Annotated in this window: 12 protein-coding genes and 1 tRNA gene; 6 read left to right on the forward strand and 7 right to left on the reverse strand. The window is 68.4% G+C overall.

The annotated features are described in order from the left end of the window. Nucleotides 1-4 precede the first annotated feature (4 nt). Nucleotides 5-1069: a recombinase RecA gene (gene recA / locus AC3FMM_RS04695; protein ID WP_115679438.1), complete on the reverse strand. Its 1065-nt coding sequence runs from the start codon at nucleotides 1067-1069 to the stop codon at nucleotides 5-7. A 236-nt stretch (nucleotides 1070-1305) separates the two neighbouring features. On the opposite strand from recA, the gene AC3FMM_RS04700 reads away from it, so the two are divergent. From AC3FMM_RS04700 to AC3FMM_RS04720, 5 genes are all read left to right on the forward strand, one after another. After that, the gene (locus tag AC3FMM_RS04700) at nucleotides 1306-1995 is read left to right on the forward strand and encodes a response regulator (RefSeq protein WP_115679437.1); all 690 of its coding nucleotides are present in this window, start codon (nucleotides 1306-1308) and stop codon (nucleotides 1993-1995) included. A gap of 48 nt (nucleotides 1996-2043) precedes the next feature. Next, entirely contained in the window at nucleotides 2044-3588 is a 1545-nt protein-coding gene (locus tag AC3FMM_RS04705; protein ID WP_115708252.1) for a sensor histidine kinase, read from the forward strand. Then, on the forward strand, nucleotides 3585-3917 hold the full coding sequence (locus tag AC3FMM_RS04710) for a DUF4212 domain-containing protein (RefSeq protein ID WP_115708250.1): 333 nt from the start codon (nucleotides 3585-3587) through the stop codon (nucleotides 3915-3917). Before AC3FMM_RS04705 ends, AC3FMM_RS04710 begins: the two co-directional genes overlap by 4 nt. 247 nt (nucleotides 3918-4164) lie before the next feature. Then, a complete protein-coding gene (locus AC3FMM_RS04715; protein ID WP_115708248.1) occupies nucleotides 4165-5862 on the forward strand; it encodes an MFS transporter in 1698 nt (565 codons plus the stop codon). A gap of 131 nt (nucleotides 5863-5993) precedes the next feature. Continuing rightward, nucleotides 5994-6070: transfer RNA gene (locus tag AC3FMM_RS04720), tRNA-Met, on the forward strand. Between the two features lie 118 nt (nucleotides 6071-6188). Here the strand turns inward: AC3FMM_RS04720 and mepK are convergent. The 4 genes from mepK to AC3FMM_RS04740 all read right to left on the reverse strand — a co-directional run bounded on the left by mepK (nucleotide 6189) and on the right by AC3FMM_RS04740 (nucleotide 10409). Next, nucleotides 6189-6788 carry a peptidoglycan L,D-endopeptidase MepK gene (gene mepK / locus AC3FMM_RS04725; protein WP_488686180.1) on the reverse strand — a complete coding sequence of 200 codons (600 nt, stop codon included), beginning with the start codon at nucleotides 6786-6788 and terminating at the stop codon, nucleotides 6189-6191. A 33-nt stretch (nucleotides 6789-6821) separates the two neighbouring features. Next, on the reverse strand, nucleotides 6822-8411 hold the full coding sequence (locus AC3FMM_RS04730; RefSeq protein ID WP_326346979.1) for a L,D-transpeptidase family protein: 1590 nt from the start codon (nucleotides 8409-8411) through the stop codon (nucleotides 6822-6824). Nucleotides 8412-8524: 113 nt separating this feature from the next. After that, nucleotides 8525-9151, reverse strand: a complete 627-nt coding sequence (locus AC3FMM_RS04735; protein WP_488686181.1) for a LuxR C-terminal-related transcriptional regulator — start codon at nucleotides 9149-9151, stop codon at nucleotides 8525-8527. 190 nt (nucleotides 9152-9341) lie between these two features. Next, nucleotides 9342-10409 (reverse strand): CaiB/BaiF CoA transferase family protein, encoded by a 1068-nt coding sequence (locus AC3FMM_RS04740; RefSeq protein WP_488686182.1) that lies wholly within the window; start codon nucleotides 10407-10409, stop codon nucleotides 9342-9344. 349 nt (nucleotides 10410-10758) lie between these two features. Between AC3FMM_RS04740 and AC3FMM_RS04745 the strand changes: the two genes are divergently transcribed. Further along, nucleotides 10759-11199 carry a universal stress protein gene (locus AC3FMM_RS04745; protein WP_115679430.1) on the forward strand — a complete coding sequence of 147 codons (441 nt, stop codon included), beginning with the start codon at nucleotides 10759-10761 and terminating at the stop codon, nucleotides 11197-11199. A 49-nt stretch (nucleotides 11200-11248) separates the two neighbouring features. Here AC3FMM_RS04745 and AC3FMM_RS04750 read toward each other — a convergent pair whose 3' ends face one another. Both AC3FMM_RS04750 and AC3FMM_RS04755 read right to left on the reverse strand, forming a co-directional pair. Continuing rightward, entirely contained in the window at nucleotides 11249-12295 is a 1047-nt protein-coding gene (locus tag AC3FMM_RS04750) for a serine/threonine protein kinase (RefSeq protein WP_473703458.1), read from the reverse strand. A gap of 20 nt (nucleotides 12296-12315) precedes the next feature. Next, a complete protein-coding gene (locus AC3FMM_RS04755) occupies nucleotides 12316-13875 on the reverse strand; it encodes a DEAD/DEAH box helicase (RefSeq protein WP_488686183.1) in 1560 nt (519 codons plus the stop codon). Between the last annotated feature and the right edge of the window lie 165 nt (nucleotides 13876-14040).

Consider the following 14040-nt stretch of genomic DNA (forward strand, 5'->3'; position numbering starts at 1 on the left):
GCGGTCAGTCTTCGACCGTTGCCGCGGCGGCTGCAGCGGTGGGGTTCATGGCCACCACGCCCAGTGCCGCGCGCACCTTGTTTTCGATTTCGGCGGCAATGTCGGGGTTCTCGCGCAGGTATTCGCGGGCGTTGTCCTTGCCCTGGCCGATCTTGTCGCCGTTGTAGCTGTACCAGGCGCCGGACTTCTCGACGATCTTGGCATCCACGCCCAGGTCGATGATCTCACCCTGGCGCGAGATGCCCTGGCCGTAGAGGATGTCGAAGAAGGCCTCGCGGAACGGCGGCGATACCTTGTTCTTGACCACCTTGACCTTGGTCTCGTTGCCGATCACGTCGTCGCCCTTCTTGATCGAGCCGATGCGGCGGATGTCCAGGCGCACCGAGGCGTAGAACTTCAGCGCATTGCCGCCGGTGGTGGTTTCGGGCGAGCCGAACATCACGCCGATCTTCATGCGGATCTGGTTGATGAAGATCACCAGGCAGTTGGTGCGCTTGATGGTGCCGGTCAGCTTGCGCAGCGCCTGGCTCATCAGGCGGGCCTGCAGGCCGGGCAGCGAATCGCCCATTTCGCCTTCGATTTCGGCCTTGGGCACCAGTGCGGCAACCGAGTCGATGATGATCAGGTCGATCGAGCCCGAGCGCACCAGCGCGTCGGTGATTTCCAGGGCCTGCTCGCCGGTGTCGGGCTGCGAGATCAGCAGGTCGCCGACATTGACGCCGAGCTTGGAGGCGTAGTTGACGTCCAGCGCGTGCTCGGCGTCGATAAAGGCGCAGGTGCCGCCCAGCTTCTGCATTTCGGCCACCACCTGCAGCGTCAGCGTGGTCTTGCCCGAGGATTCCGGCCCGTAGATCTCGACCACGCGGCCGCGCGGCAGGCCACCGACGCCAAGTGCGATGTCCAGGCCGAGCGAACCGGTGGAAACCACCTGGATGTCCTTTTCGACCTCGCCGTCGCCCAGGCGCATGATCGAGCCCTTGCCGAACTGCTTCTCGATCTGGGAGAGCGCGGCGGCAAGCGCCTTCTGCTTCTCGGCGCTCACGCCGGCACCTGCCTTCTTGTCGTCCATGGTCGTCCTTGAATCAAATGGTGTATAAATAGGCCGCATGTGGCGCGGCACCGGCATTTGCCGGCATCAGCGCCGGCCCGGCTGTCTGCGCGGCCGCACTCCAGGGGGTCTCCCCGGGCGGCCCCAGCGGAACGTGCGGGTACTGTATAAAAAAACAGTATGCTTGGCAAGCCCCTTCGCGCCCCCGTGCCCGTTGCGCACCGGTGCCGGCTATGCCGGCCAGGGTGGAGACAACCATGCGCATTCTGATCGCCGAAGACGACGACGTGCTGGCCGACGGCCTGACCCGTTCGCTACGCCACTCTGGCTACGCCGTCGACCATGTCGCCAATGGCCTGGAAGCGGATTCGGCGCTGTCGACCCAGACCTTCGACCTGCTGATCCTCGACCTGGGCCTGCCGCGCATGTCCGGGCTGGAGGTGCTCAAGCGGCTGCGCGCGCGCGGCGCGATGCTGCCGGTGCTGATCCTGACCGCCGCCGACAGCGTCGACGAGCGCGTCAAGGGCCTGGACCTCGGCGCCGACGACTACATGGCCAAGCCCTTCGCCCTGTCCGAGCTGGAAGCGCGCGTGCGCGCGCTGGTGCGGCGCGGCGCCGGCGGCGGCGCCACGCTGATGCGCCACGGGCCGCTGGCCTACGACCAGGTCGGGCGCATCGCCTACCTCAACGACCAGATGCTGGAGCTGTCCGCGCGCGAGATCGGCCTGCTGGAGATCCTGCTTACGCGCAGCGGCCGCCTGGTGTCGAAGGAACAGCTGGTGGACCACCTGTGCGAATGGGGCGAGGAAGTCAGCAACAACGCCATCGAGGTCTATGTGCACCGCCTGCGCAAGAAGATCGAGGTCGGCGGCATCCGCATCGCCACCGTGCGCGGGCTGGGCTACTGCCTGGAAAAATTCCAGCCGGCGGTGGCCGCGCCGCACTGATTCCATCACCGCAGGCCGCGTGACCGACCTGAGCGCAATCTCGCCCACATGAGCCTGCTGCGACTGCCCTGGCGGCGCGTGCCGCGCGCCGCGCCCCCTCCTCCTTCCACGGACGCCACCGACCAGGACCTGGCCGACGCGCTGCCGCACCTGGAGGAAAGCACCGCCCATCCCGCGCCGCGCTCGCTGTTCGGCGAGATCCTGGACTGGATGCTGGCGCCGCTGCTGCTGCTCTGGCCGATGAGCATCGCGGTGACCTACCTGGTGGCCAAGTCGATTGCCAACGGTCCCTTCGACCGCGCGCTCGAAGCCAGCGCCATCGTGCTGTCGCAGCAGGTGCGCGAGGTCAATGGCCGGGTCACGCTGCAGCTGCCGTTGTCGGCGCGCGAGATCCTGCGTGCCGACGAGACCGACAACATCTACTACCAGGTGGTCGGCAAGCGCGGCGAGTACATCGCCGGCGACCAGGACCTGCCGCTGCCTTCCGAGGAAGACCAGGGCCACGCCGGGCTGGTGTCGCTGCGCGATGACCGCGTGGCCGGCAACGACGTGCGCGTGGCCTACACCTATATCGAGCTGAAGCAGGTCAGCGGCACCCAGCCGGTGCTGGTGCAGGTGGCCGAGACCCTGGACAAGCGCGCGCGGCTGGCCAACGAGATCATCAAGGGCGTGATCCTGCCGCAGTTCGTGATCCTGCCGCTGGCGGTGGTGCTGGTGTGGTTCGGGCTGTCGCGCGGACTGGCGCCGCTGACCGCGATCCAGCAGCGCATCCGCGCGCGCAATCCGGGCGATACCAGCCCCATCGACGAACGCGCCGCGCCGCAGGAGATCACGCCGCTGGTGGGCTCGTTCAACGACCTGCTGGCGCGGCTGGACCAGTCGGTGCAGACCCAGAAGCGCTTTATCGCCGATGCCGCGCACCAGATGAAGACGCCGCTGGCGGGCCTGCGCATGCAGGCCGAACTGGCCCAGCGCGAGCAGTCGCCGGAAGAACTGCGGCGCTCGCTGGCGCAGATCGCGGGCAGCTCGGAACGCACCGCGCACCTGGTCACGCAGCTGCTGTCGCTGGCGCGCATGGAAAACCTGGCCGGCACCGGCGGCATGGCCGCGCTGGACCTGGCAGCGCTGGCGCGCGAGGTGGTCAAGGACTGGCTGCCGCAGGCATGGGCGCGCGACATCGACCTGGGCCTCGATGCCGACGACCATCCGGTGATGGTCCAGGGCAACCGCCTGATGCTGACCGAGATGCTGAACAACCTGCTCGACAACGCCATCCGCTACACGCCGCGCGGCGGCCGCGCCACGGTGCGGGTCAGCGCCGACGCCTTCGAACCGTTTGCCTACCTCGACGTGGAAGACACCGGCCCGGGCATTGCGCCGTCGGAGCGCGAGCGCGTGATGGAGCGCTTCTACCGCGTGCTCGGCACCAACACCGAAGGCAGCGGCCTGGGCCTGGCGATCGTGCGCGAGATCGTGCAGCAGCACGGCGGCGACGTCCAGATCTCGGACCACGTCTACCAGCAATCGCCACGGCTGGCCGGCGCGCACTTCCGCGTGACGTTGCGCCGCCCCGAAAACTTTCCGTCCGCATGAACGACACCCCTGCCCCCGGCAGCGCCGACGCTCGCCATCGCCTTGCCTGGCATCGCAACCTGCGCTGGATCTGCGGCCTGCTCGCGGTCTGGTTCACGGTCACCTTCGTGGTGGCGTGGTTTGCACGCGACCTGCGCTTCAATTTCTTCGGCTGGCCGTTCTCGTTCTGGGTCGGCGCACAGGGCGCGCTGGTGGTCTATGTGCTGATGGCCGCGCTCTATGCCTGGCGCATGAACCATGACGATGCCGAAGCCGTCAGCGCCGAGCCGCCGCCGGCGGCAATGCCATCGCAAGGCGCCTCGCGCGGACCCGGCGCGGATGCTGCATAGCCGCACGCCCGCAACGCGCATAACCATGCGGAGCGCATGCGCCGAGGACCCGCAGCGCAGCATCCACAGCCCCGTGCGCGCCTAGCGTATACCCCGACGTTTTTTGCTGGCGGCGCGCCGGAATCTGTCAGAACGCAGTAAGTTTCGCCACCCACAATCCTCTGCAACTCTGGGCATAGCGGCCAGCCGCGCGGCGCTTTCCGCGCGCCACGCCCGCCCCGGGATCCATTCCAGACGGAGGAGACAAATGGCAAACGTGCAAAACGTTGCGGTGCCCGGAGGGGGCGCGCAGAACGCACCGATGACTGCCGAAGAGCGCAAGGTGATCTTTGCCTCGTCGCTGGGCACGGTGTTCGAGTGGTACGACTTTTACCTGTATGGCTCGCTGGCGGCAATCATCGCCAAGCAGTTCTTTGCCGGGCTGGATCCGACCTCGGCCTTCATCTTCGCGCTGCTCGCGTTTGCCGCCGGCTTTATCGTGCGGCCGTTCGGCGCGCTGGTGTTCGGCCGGCTCGGCGACATGATCGGGCGCAAGTACACCTTCCTGGTGACGATCCTGATCATGGGCGTGTCGACCTTCATCGTCGGCCTGCTGCCCGGCTACGCCACCATCGGCTGGGCCGCGCCGATCATCCTGATCGCGCTGCGCATGCTGCAGGGCCTGGCGCTCGGCGGCGAGTACGGCGGCGCCGCCACCTACGTGGCCGAACACGCCCCGCACGGCAAGCGCGGTGCGTACACCTCGTGGATCCAGACCACCGCCACGCTGGGCCTGTTCCTGTCGCTGATCGTGATCCTGCTGTGCCGCGAGGCGACCGGTCCGAACTTCGAGGTCTGGGGCTGGCGCATCCCGTTCCTGCTTTCGATCCTGCTGCTGGGCGTGTCCGTCTATATCCGGCTGTCGATGAACGAATCGCCGGCGTTCCAGCGCATGAAGGCCGAGGGCAAGACCTCCAAGGCACCGCTGACCGAATCGTTCGGCCAGTGGCGCAACCTGAAGATCGTGATCCTGGCGCTGCTGGGCCTGACCGCCGGCCAGGCCGTGGTCTGGTACACCGGCCAGTTCTACGCGCTGTTCTTCCTGACCCAGGTGCTCAAGGTCGATGCCAAGACGGCCAACCTGCTGATCGCCGGCGCACTGGTGATCGGCACGCCGTTCTTCATCTTCTTCGGCGCGCTGTCGGACAAGATCGGCCGCAAGTGGATCATCATGGCGGGCTGCGCGCTGGCCGTGCTGACCTACTTCCCGCTGTTCAAGGCCCTGACCCACTACGCCAACCCGGCGCTGGAGCGCGCCCAGCAAAGCGCCCAGATCGTGGTGACGGCGGATCCGAAGCAGTGCTCGTTCCAGGGCAGCCCGATCGCCCGCGAGATCGACTTCCGCAGCTCGTGCGACATCGCCAAGCGTACCCTGGCGCAGGCTTCGGCCAGCTATGAAGTGGTCGAGGCACCGGCCGGCACCGTGGCCACCGTCAAGATCGGCGACAAGGAGATCAAGGCCTTCGATGCCAAGCTGGTGAACGGCCACAGCTTCGACGACGCCAGCAAGCAGCAGATCGCGGCGTTCAAGAAGGAGGTGGGCAGCTCGATGGCCGCGGCCGGTTACCCGACCAAGGCTGACCCGGCGCAGATGAACACGATCATGGTGCTGGTGATCCTGGTCATCCTGGTGATCTACGTCACCATGGTGTACGGCCCGATCGCCGCCATGCTGGTGGAACTGTTCCCGACCCGCATCCGCTACACCTCGATGTCGCTGCCCTACCATATCGGCAACGGCTGGTTCGGCGGCCTGCTGCCCACCATCTCGTTCGCGCTGGTGGCCCAGAACGGCAACATCTACTACGGCCTCTGGTACCCGATCATCATCGCCGCACTCACCTTCGTGGTCGGCGCGCTGTTTATCCGCGAGACCAAGGACGTGAACATCTACGCCAACGACTGAGCGGTCGTGCGGCATTAAGCAGAACAGCAGGCCCACGGGCCTGCTTTTTTTTTGCACGGAAGCCTCGTGCAAAATCTTCACCGGAAGGAGTTGACAGCCGAGAAAGCCCAGGTATAATCTCAGTCTTCGTTGGCGAATTAGCTCAGTCGGTTAGAGCGACGGAATCATAATCCGCAGGTCCGGGGTTCGAGTCCCTGATTCGCCACCATCTATTTGAAAAGCCGCGATCCCGCAAGGGATCGCGGCTTTTTGCCTTGGTGCCCAAGGACAGGCGTTCGTGGCAACGACATAAGGCCGCCCATGCCGGACGGCCCCGCGGGCAACGCTTACCAGTAGCGCACGCGCCCGGTGTCGATATGCACGAACTGGTCGGTCTCGTAGTAGCCGACACCGCCGCGCTGCAATGACTTGGCGGCATCGCGCACATCGGCCAGCGACACGCCGGCGAGCCGGATGTCGATGGCCTTGCCGTCCATATGCAGGCTGTGCTTGGCCACCCCGCCGCCGCGCGTGTTGCGCAGGCGCGAATTGGTGGCCGGGCTGCGGTAGCCGGAAATGACCTGGAATGGCTTGTCGGTGCCCAGTTCGCGGCGCACCTGGAACAACAGGTCGAACAGCTGCGGATCGATGGTGCCGACCTTGCCGGAATAATGGTCGCGCAGGAAACCGTTGAGCGTGGTCAGCGCGTCGGGCACGAAACGGTCGCCCACGGCATAGACCAGCGACACGCGCTCGCCGGTGTGGGTGTGGTCGAAAGCCAGGGTGCGGGCATCCGGCAGGCCGGCCAGCGGCTGGTTGGCGGGCAGGTTCGGGGGCAGGCTTGCCAGCGCGCGGCGCGGCGCCAGCGGCATCAGTCCGGCGGCGAGCGCCAGGGTTCCGGTGGTATGAAGAAAGCGGCGGCGTGCCTTGCGCGTCGCGTCAGTCATGGTACTTCCTCTGAATGTGCGGGGTGCGGCGCCTCAATGGATGACGCCGGAGGCGCTTGCCACAGCGCGCGGCTGGGGGCGACCGTTGCGTTGACGCAGCGCCTTGTCCAGCAATTTGTCGTGACCGTAGATGTCAGGCAGGAAGGATACACGACCATCGGCGCGCGCGATGACCGTGCCGTAAGCCAGCACCACCGGCAACGGCTGCTGCAGGCGCACCGTGTTCGACTTGCCACGTGCCATCGCCTCGCGGATCCGGGTCTCGTTCCAGTCCGGCATATCGTGCAATACGAATTGCGCCAGCGCTACTGGGGCTTCCACGCGGATGCAGCCGTGGCTGAAGTCGCGCCGGTCGCGCTTGAACAGCTGCGGCGACGGCGTGTGGTGCAAATAGATGTTCTCGTTGTTGGGGAACACGAACTTGATGTCGCCCAGCGCGTTGAGCGGGCCGGGCCGCTGGCGGATGCGCAGGCTGCCGTTCAGCACCGCCTCCAGGTTCTCCTCGGACAAGGTGGTCACGGCCTTGCCGTCGCCGCCGACGAACTCCAGCCCCTGCCGGTTGAAATAGCCCGGATCGCGGCGCAGCCGCGGCACCGTCTCGCGCCGCGCGATCGACGGCGGGATGTTCCAGTACGGGCTGAATTCGATATAGCGCATGTCCTCCTCGAACAGCGGCGTGCGCGTGTCGAGCGCCTTGCCGACGATCACCTTCATCTCCAGCTTGATGTCGAGCTTGCCGTCGCGGATTTCATAGGCGCGCAGCATGAACTCCGGCACATTGACCACGATCATGCGCGGACCGTCCAGCGGGGTCCAGCGCAGGCGCTCCATGGTCAGTTCGATCTGCCGCACGCGCTCGGCGATGGGCAGGTTCAGCTGCGCCAGCGTGGCCGCGCCGATCACGCCGTCGGGCTGCAGCCCATGGCGCGACTGGAAGGCCTTGACGCCTTCGACCAGCGCGCCCTCGTAGCGCGGCGGCGCCTGCGTGCCGGCCGGCAGGTCGCCCAGCGCCACCAGGCGCGCGGTCAGCGCGGCGGTGCCGGCCCAAGGCTGGCCCGGCGTGAGCTTGCTGGCCGGCAACGGCGGCAGCGGCTGCTGCCACACCGGCTGCCGGCCGATGTCGCGGTAACGGGCCAGGGCCTGGCGCAGCGTACCGTACAGCGGGAACGTCGGCGCGGCCTGGCGGATGGCATCGGGCAGGCGGTGCTGGGCAACGGCATCGCGCAGCCAGGTGGCGGCATCGAAAGGCCGTTCGGCCGGCGGCGCGAAATTGGCATGGACCGCGCGCGGGTTGATGCGGCCGCCGTGCAGGTCGGACAGCATCCGTTCCATGGCGGCGCTCAGCGCCGCATCGAGCCGGGCCGCGGCATCGGGGGGCAGCGCCGGGCCGTGGGTGGCCTGGGTCACGGCCTGGCGCAGGGCCTCGGCATCGTAGTCGCGCGGATCGAGGCCATCGGCGGCCACGGCGGCCAGCGCGTCCACCGCCTGGCGTGCCTCCGGCACTGGCCGGCCCTGCACGAACCACATCGGCTCGTTGGCGAAGGCGGGAGCGGCGAGCCACGTGGCGCCGGCAATGGCGACGGCGCCGAGGCGGCGCACGGCAGCATTCAGGATCTGGGGCATCGGGCGGATAGCTCGGATTCGTCACAGATGCCCACAGTCTACCCGCGATAGCCGATGGGCGCGGCAAGGCGTGGCAGAAGGCGCATGCCGCGGGCAAACCCGCCAGGCAACGTTCACCACACCAGCTGGTGCCGGCGCGCGTAGTCCACCATCTCGACCAGCGAGCCCACATGCAGCTTGGCCATGATGTTGGCCTTGTGCGTGCTGACGGTCTTGCTGCTGATCAGCAGCTGCGCGGCGATCGACTTGTTGGAGTGTCCGCGCGCCAGGTATTGCAGGATGGTGATCTCGCGGTTGCTCAGGCGCGGCAGGCCGGCCTGTTGCTGCTCGCCGAGCTGGCGCACCGTCTCCAGCGTCTGCAGCGGAAACACCAGATAGCCGCTCAGCACGCCGCGCACGGCCTGCATCACTTCCTCGACGCCGCGCTGCTTGACCACGAAGCCGTGCGCGCCGGCGCGCAGTGCCCGTACCGACGCCTGGGCGGTGTCGTTGCCGGACAGTACCAGCAGCGGCACGCCGGGCAGCGTGGCGATCACCCTGCGGACAAAGTCGATGCCGGGATTGCCGAAGCGTTCGACGTCGACCAGCACCAGGCCGGGCCGGTGCTCGCGGGCGAGGCGGTAGCCCTCGCGGACTCCATCCGTTTCCAGGACCTCGTCGGTGTCAAACTCGGCGGCGAGTTCGGCGCATAACAAGGTGCGGAACCTCGAGGGTTCGTCGACGATCAGCGTTGGGGGCAATTCAGGGCTCCTTAACAACTGGCGGGGAATTGGCCAGGGAACTGGCTATGCCAAGGTTAAGGGCCCTTAGGAACCTTGATGCGCCGAATCCTCACTGCGCGGACGCAGCAGATTCTGCACAAGAGTCAGGCTTTTCCTTCGATGACGCGGCTGGCGTCAAGTGGCTGCAGCGCCGGTCATTCCGACCCGCTCATTCCGTCCCGGCCGGCAGGAAGCGCGGCGCGGGCGCGGAGCGCGGCACCTCGCGCTCGCCCTGCTGATAGAGACGATACGTGCCCCGTGCCTGGTTGTGCGGATGGCGTGCGGCCTCGTCCAGCGTCAGCACGCGCGCGAAGCACACGTCGGTGCCGCCCAGCACGGACTCCCAATGCGTGCTGGGCCTGGCGGCAATCGCCGCGGCGATGCGTGCCTTGACCGCCGGCCACTGGGCGCGGTCGTACTGCGCGGCCGGGTCGATATCGGTCAGTTCCAGGCGCTCGAGCAGTTCGCGGTAGAACTGCGGCTCGAGCGCGCCGAGGGTGATGGCACGCCCGTCCGCGCACGGGAACACATCATAGAACGGCGAGTCATGGAACGGACTCGGTTGCGGGCCGCCCAGCGTGCCGGCCGCGCGCGACACCTGCACCAGCGAGCCGAGCATGGCAACGATGTCGGTGATGGCGGCATCGACCACGCAGCCCTCGCCGCTGGCGCGCGCGCTGAGGATGGCGCTGGTGATGCCGAACGCCAGCCCGAGCGCGCCGGTGGCATCGCCCATCACGGTCGGCGGCACCATCGGCAGGCTGCCTTGGCGCGCGGCCATCGACAGCAGGCCGGTCAGCGCGATGTAGTTGAGGTCATGTCCGGCGCTCTGCGACAGCGGGCCGCTCTGGCCCCAGCCGGTCATGCGGCCGTAGACCAGGCGCGGATTGCGCGCATGGCAGGCCTTGGGGCCCAGCCCCAGGCGCTCCATCGCGCCGGGACGCAGGCCCTCGATCAGCGCGTCGGCGCCGGCGACCAGGTCGAGTGCGGCGGCCACGTCCGCGGGCGCCTTCAGGTTCAGCTGCACCACGCGCTTGCCGTGCTCCAGCTCCATCTCGGCCGGCACCGACTGGCCGCGCAGGATGCGGCGCGCGTCGGGAGCCACCGGGCGGGTCACCAGCGTAACCTCTGCGCCGAGGCCGGCCAGCATGGCGCCGCACAGCGGGCCGGGGCCGATGCCTTCGAATTCCACGACCTTGATACCGCGCAGGGGCTGCAGGTTGCCGCGCTCACTCATGATGGTTGTCTCCGGTTCGCCGCCTGCGCGCACCGTGGCGGGAGGCGGCTGGTATTGGTGGTTGGATCGTGTGCCCGTTGCCGCACGGGCGGGCCATGCAGGCCGTGGGGCTCGGGAGCATGCTACGCGCCGCCGTGTTGACGGGGCAATGGCCAAATCCATCAGCCGGAATGACGGAATAAATCAACGGACCGGCCGACCGGTTATCGCACCAGGAAATCGGACAATTCCGATCCGACTTGATCTGAATCGCATCCTGGCGGGACACTAGGGGGCATGATGGTTCCAGATGGCGTTGCGGCCACATGGCCGCGGCGCTTCCGACAGCCCCCATCCAGGAGATCCCGCCATGACCAATATCGTCCTCGCCACCGACGGCTCGGCCTTCAGCGACGCCGCGGCACGCTTTATCGCCGAAGGCAAGCTGCTGCAGAACGGCTTCACCGTGCATGTCGTCCATGTCGCGCCCGAAGTGAGCGGCCAGGTGCGCGCCTTCGTCAGCAAGGAAACCATCGACGACTGGCACAGGGAAGCCAGCGACAAGGCGATGGCGGCGGTCTGCGATATCCTCGCCGCGGCCAATGTGCCGTTCGAGCGGCACCCGTTGCACGGCTTCGCGCCCGAACGCATCGTCGCCTATGCGAACTCGGTGGATGCGGCGGCCATCGTGATGGGCACGCACGGGCGCGGCTCGTTCTTCGATGCCGTGATCGGTTCGGTGGCGGGCCGGGTGCTGGCCCAGGCGGAGTGTCCGGTGGTGCTGGTCAAGACCCCGGAAAAGAAGGGCTGAGCCCCCCACTGACTGGCGGTGCCGCAATGGCGCCGCCTTGCGGCAGGCCTCAGGCGCCCCACAGGGGCGCTTCGTCCATCAGCGCGACCTGTTCGCGCAATTCCAGGATCCGGTCCTGCCAGTAGCGCGCGGTGCCGAACCACGGGAAGGCGGCCGGAAAGGCCGGGTCGGCCCAGCGGCTGGCCAGCCAGGCGCTGTAGTGCAGCAGCCGCAGCGTGCGCAGCGCTTCGACCAGCCACAGTTCGCGCGTCTGGAATTCCGCAAAATCCTCGTAGCCTGCGACGATGTCCGCCAGCTGGCTTTGCATGGCCGCGCGGTCGCCCTCGAGCAGCATCCAGATGTCCTGGATCGCGGGGGCCATGCGGCTGTCGTCGAAGTCGACGAAGTGCGGGCCCGGCTCGCCATGGGCGCCGCCGCGGGCATCTTCTTCGTCGATCCACAGCACATTGCCGCGATGGCAGTCGCCATGGACGCGCAGCAGCCGCACGTCGCCGGCGCGTTCATAGCAGCGCTGCACGCCGTCCAGCGCCAGCTGCGCCACCGACTGCCAGGCCGGCAGCAGATCGGCCGGAATGCAGCCGCTGGCGAGCAGCCAGTCGCGCGGGGCAATGCCGAAGGTGTCCAGGTCCAGCGCCGGACGCGCCTGGTAGGGCTGGGCCGCGCCCAGCGCATGGATGCGGCCGATGAACCGGCCGAGCCAGGTCAGCGTATCGGCGCGGTCCAGCGCCGGTTCGCGCCCGCCGCAGCGGGGGAAGACGGCAAAGCGGAAGCCCGCGTGATGCAGCAGCGTGCCGGCCTCGCCGGGCGCCAGCGCCATGGCCGGCACGGCGGGAATCTCGGCGTCGGCCAGCTGCTGCACGAAGGCGTGTTCTTCCAGGATGGCCGCATCGGTCCAGCGGCCCGGGCGATAGAACTTGGCGATGACCGGCGCGGCGTCCTCGATGCCTGCCTGCCAGACCCGGTTCTCGTAGCTGTTGAGGGCCAGCAGGCGCCCGTCGGGGCGCAGGCCGGCGCCCTCGAGCGCGTCCAGCATCAGTTCGGGCGTCAGGCCGGCGTAGGGAACACCGGAATCGGCGGGGGCGTCGGACGCGTGCATGGTTGCCGGCCGGCTCCGCGTTAGCGCGCCGGCTTGCGGTTGCCGCCCAGCAGCGCCGCCTGCGGCGCCGGACGGCGGTTGCGCGCCGGTGCCGGCGCGGCGTCATTGGGCTGGCGCGCGGGCTGGGCCGCGGCGCGTTGCGGGCGTGCCGGGTCCTGGCCGTCGCGGCGCGCAGCGGGGCTGCGCGCGCCGGCGGGCTGGGCGGCACGGTTGCCGTTGGCGGCGCCGTTGCCGCGCTGGGCCTGGCCTTGGCCTTGGCCCTGGCGCGGCGCGCCCTGCCCCTGGCGGGCGGCACGCTGGCGCTGCGCGCCTTCGCCGTCGCCGGCCGGACGCGCCTCGGCCCGTCCGCGGCCCTGGCCCTGGCCCTGGCCGCCACCGCCGCGCTGCTGGCGGCCCTTCTGGATCGGCTCCGGGGCGATGCTCGGGTCTACTTCGAAGCCCGGCAGCACGGTCTGTTCGAGCTTGCGCTTGATCAGGCGTTCGATGTCGCGCAGCAGGCCCAGCTCGTCAACGCACACCAGCGAGATCGCCTCACCCTCGGCGCCGGCGCGGCCGGTGCGGCCGATGCGGTGGACGTAGTCCTCGGGCACGTTGGGCAGGTCGAAATTGACCACGTGCGGCAGCTGGTCGATGTCGATGCCGCGCGCGGCGATATCGGTCGCCACCAGCAGCCGCAGCGTGCCGGCCTTGAACTCGGACAGCGCGCGCGTGCGCGCCGACTGGCTCTTGTTGCCGTGGATCGCCAGCGCCGACAGGCCGTCCTTGGTCAACTGCTCGGCCAGCCGGTTGGCGCCATGCTTGGTGCGCGTGAATACCAGCACCTGGTGCCAGTCGTGCTGGCGCACCAGGTGGGCCAGCAGTTCGCGCTTGCGTTCGCGGTCGACCGGGTAGACGCGCTGGTCCACGGTCTCGGCGGTGGTGTTGCGCCGCGCCACTTCGATCGACGCGGGATTGTTCAGCAGGCGGTCGGCCAGCGCGCGGATATCGTCCGAGAACGTCGCCGAGAACAGCAGGTTCTGGCGCTTGGCCGGCAGCACGTTGAGGATCTTGCGGATATCGTGGATGAAGCCCATGTCGAGCATGCGGTCGGCTTCATCGAGCACCAGCAGTTCCACCTGCGACAGGTCGATGGTGCGCTGTGACACATGGTCCAGCAGGCGGCCGGGCGTGGCCACGACGATCTCCACGCCGCGCTTGAGCTGCTCGATCTGCGGGTTGATGCCGACCCCGCCGAACATCACCATCGAGCGCAGGCGCAGGTACTTGCCGTAGTTGCGCACACTCTCCTCGACCTGCGCCGCCAGCTCGCGCGTGGGCGTCAGCACCAGCGCGCGCACCGCCACGCGTGCGCCGCGCGGGGCGCTGCTGGCATGGCGAGCCGCGGTTTCGGACAGCAGCTGCAGCATCGGCAGGGTAAAGCCGGCGGTCTTGCCGGTGCCGGTCTGGGCGCCGGCGAGCAGATCGCCGCCCTTGAGGATGGCGGGAATTGCCTGGGCCTGGATGGGAGTCGGGGTGGTGTAGCCCTGTTCGGCTACGGCACGCACAATCTTTTCGGACAAGCCGAGTTCAGAAAAAGACATGAATTGCTGCTTGGGCCATCGCTGCGCACGCGGTGCGCCAAACGCCGGATGGCTCCTTGTAATCGATCGGAATCGGAACGCGAACGCCGGGAAGCCGGCCTGGCAGGGCACCGGCCCGCCCGCGAAGGAAAGAGCGGTAGTGTACCAGTCCGGCGCAGGCGGGTT

It is taken from the genome of Cupriavidus sp. 207A1 (assembly GCF_057798955.1).

Excerpts from the sequence above, each read along its gene's own strand:
- recA (WP_115679438.1), bottom strand. The coding sequence starts at position 1,069 with ATGGACGACAAGAAGGCAGGTGCCGGCGTGAGCGCCGAGAAGCAGAAG.
- AC3FMM_RS04700 (WP_115679437.1), top strand. The coding sequence starts at position 1,306 with ATGCGCATTCTGATCGCCGAAGACGACGACGTGCTGGCCGACGGCCTG.
- AC3FMM_RS04705 (WP_115708252.1), top strand. The coding sequence starts at position 2,044 with ATGAGCCTGCTGCGACTGCCCTGGCGGCGCGTGCCGCGCGCCGCGCCC.
- AC3FMM_RS04710 (WP_115708250.1), top strand. The coding sequence starts at position 3,585 with ATGAACGACACCCCTGCCCCCGGCAGCGCCGACGCTCGCCATCGCCTT.
- AC3FMM_RS04715 (WP_115708248.1), top strand. The coding sequence starts at position 4,165 with ATGGCAAACGTGCAAAACGTTGCGGTGCCCGGAGGGGGCGCGCAGAAC.
- mepK (WP_488686180.1), bottom strand. The coding sequence starts at position 6,788 with ATGACTGACGCGACGCGCAAGGCACGCCGCCGCTTTCTTCATACCACC.
- AC3FMM_RS04730 (WP_326346979.1), bottom strand. The coding sequence starts at position 8,411 with ATGCCCCAGATCCTGAATGCTGCCGTGCGCCGCCTCGGCGCCGTCGCC.
- AC3FMM_RS04740 (WP_488686182.1), bottom strand. The coding sequence starts at position 10,409 with ATGAGTGAGCGCGGCAACCTGCAGCCCCTGCGCGGTATCAAGGTCGTG.
- AC3FMM_RS04745 (WP_115679430.1), top strand. The coding sequence starts at position 10,759 with ATGACCAATATCGTCCTCGCCACCGACGGCTCGGCCTTCAGCGACGCC.
- AC3FMM_RS04750 (WP_473703458.1), bottom strand. The coding sequence starts at position 12,295 with ATGCACGCGTCCGACGCCCCCGCCGATTCCGGTGTTCCCTACGCCGGC.
- AC3FMM_RS04755 (WP_488686183.1), bottom strand. The coding sequence starts at position 13,875 with ATGTCTTTTTCTGAACTCGGCTTGTCCGAAAAGATTGTGCGTGCCGTA.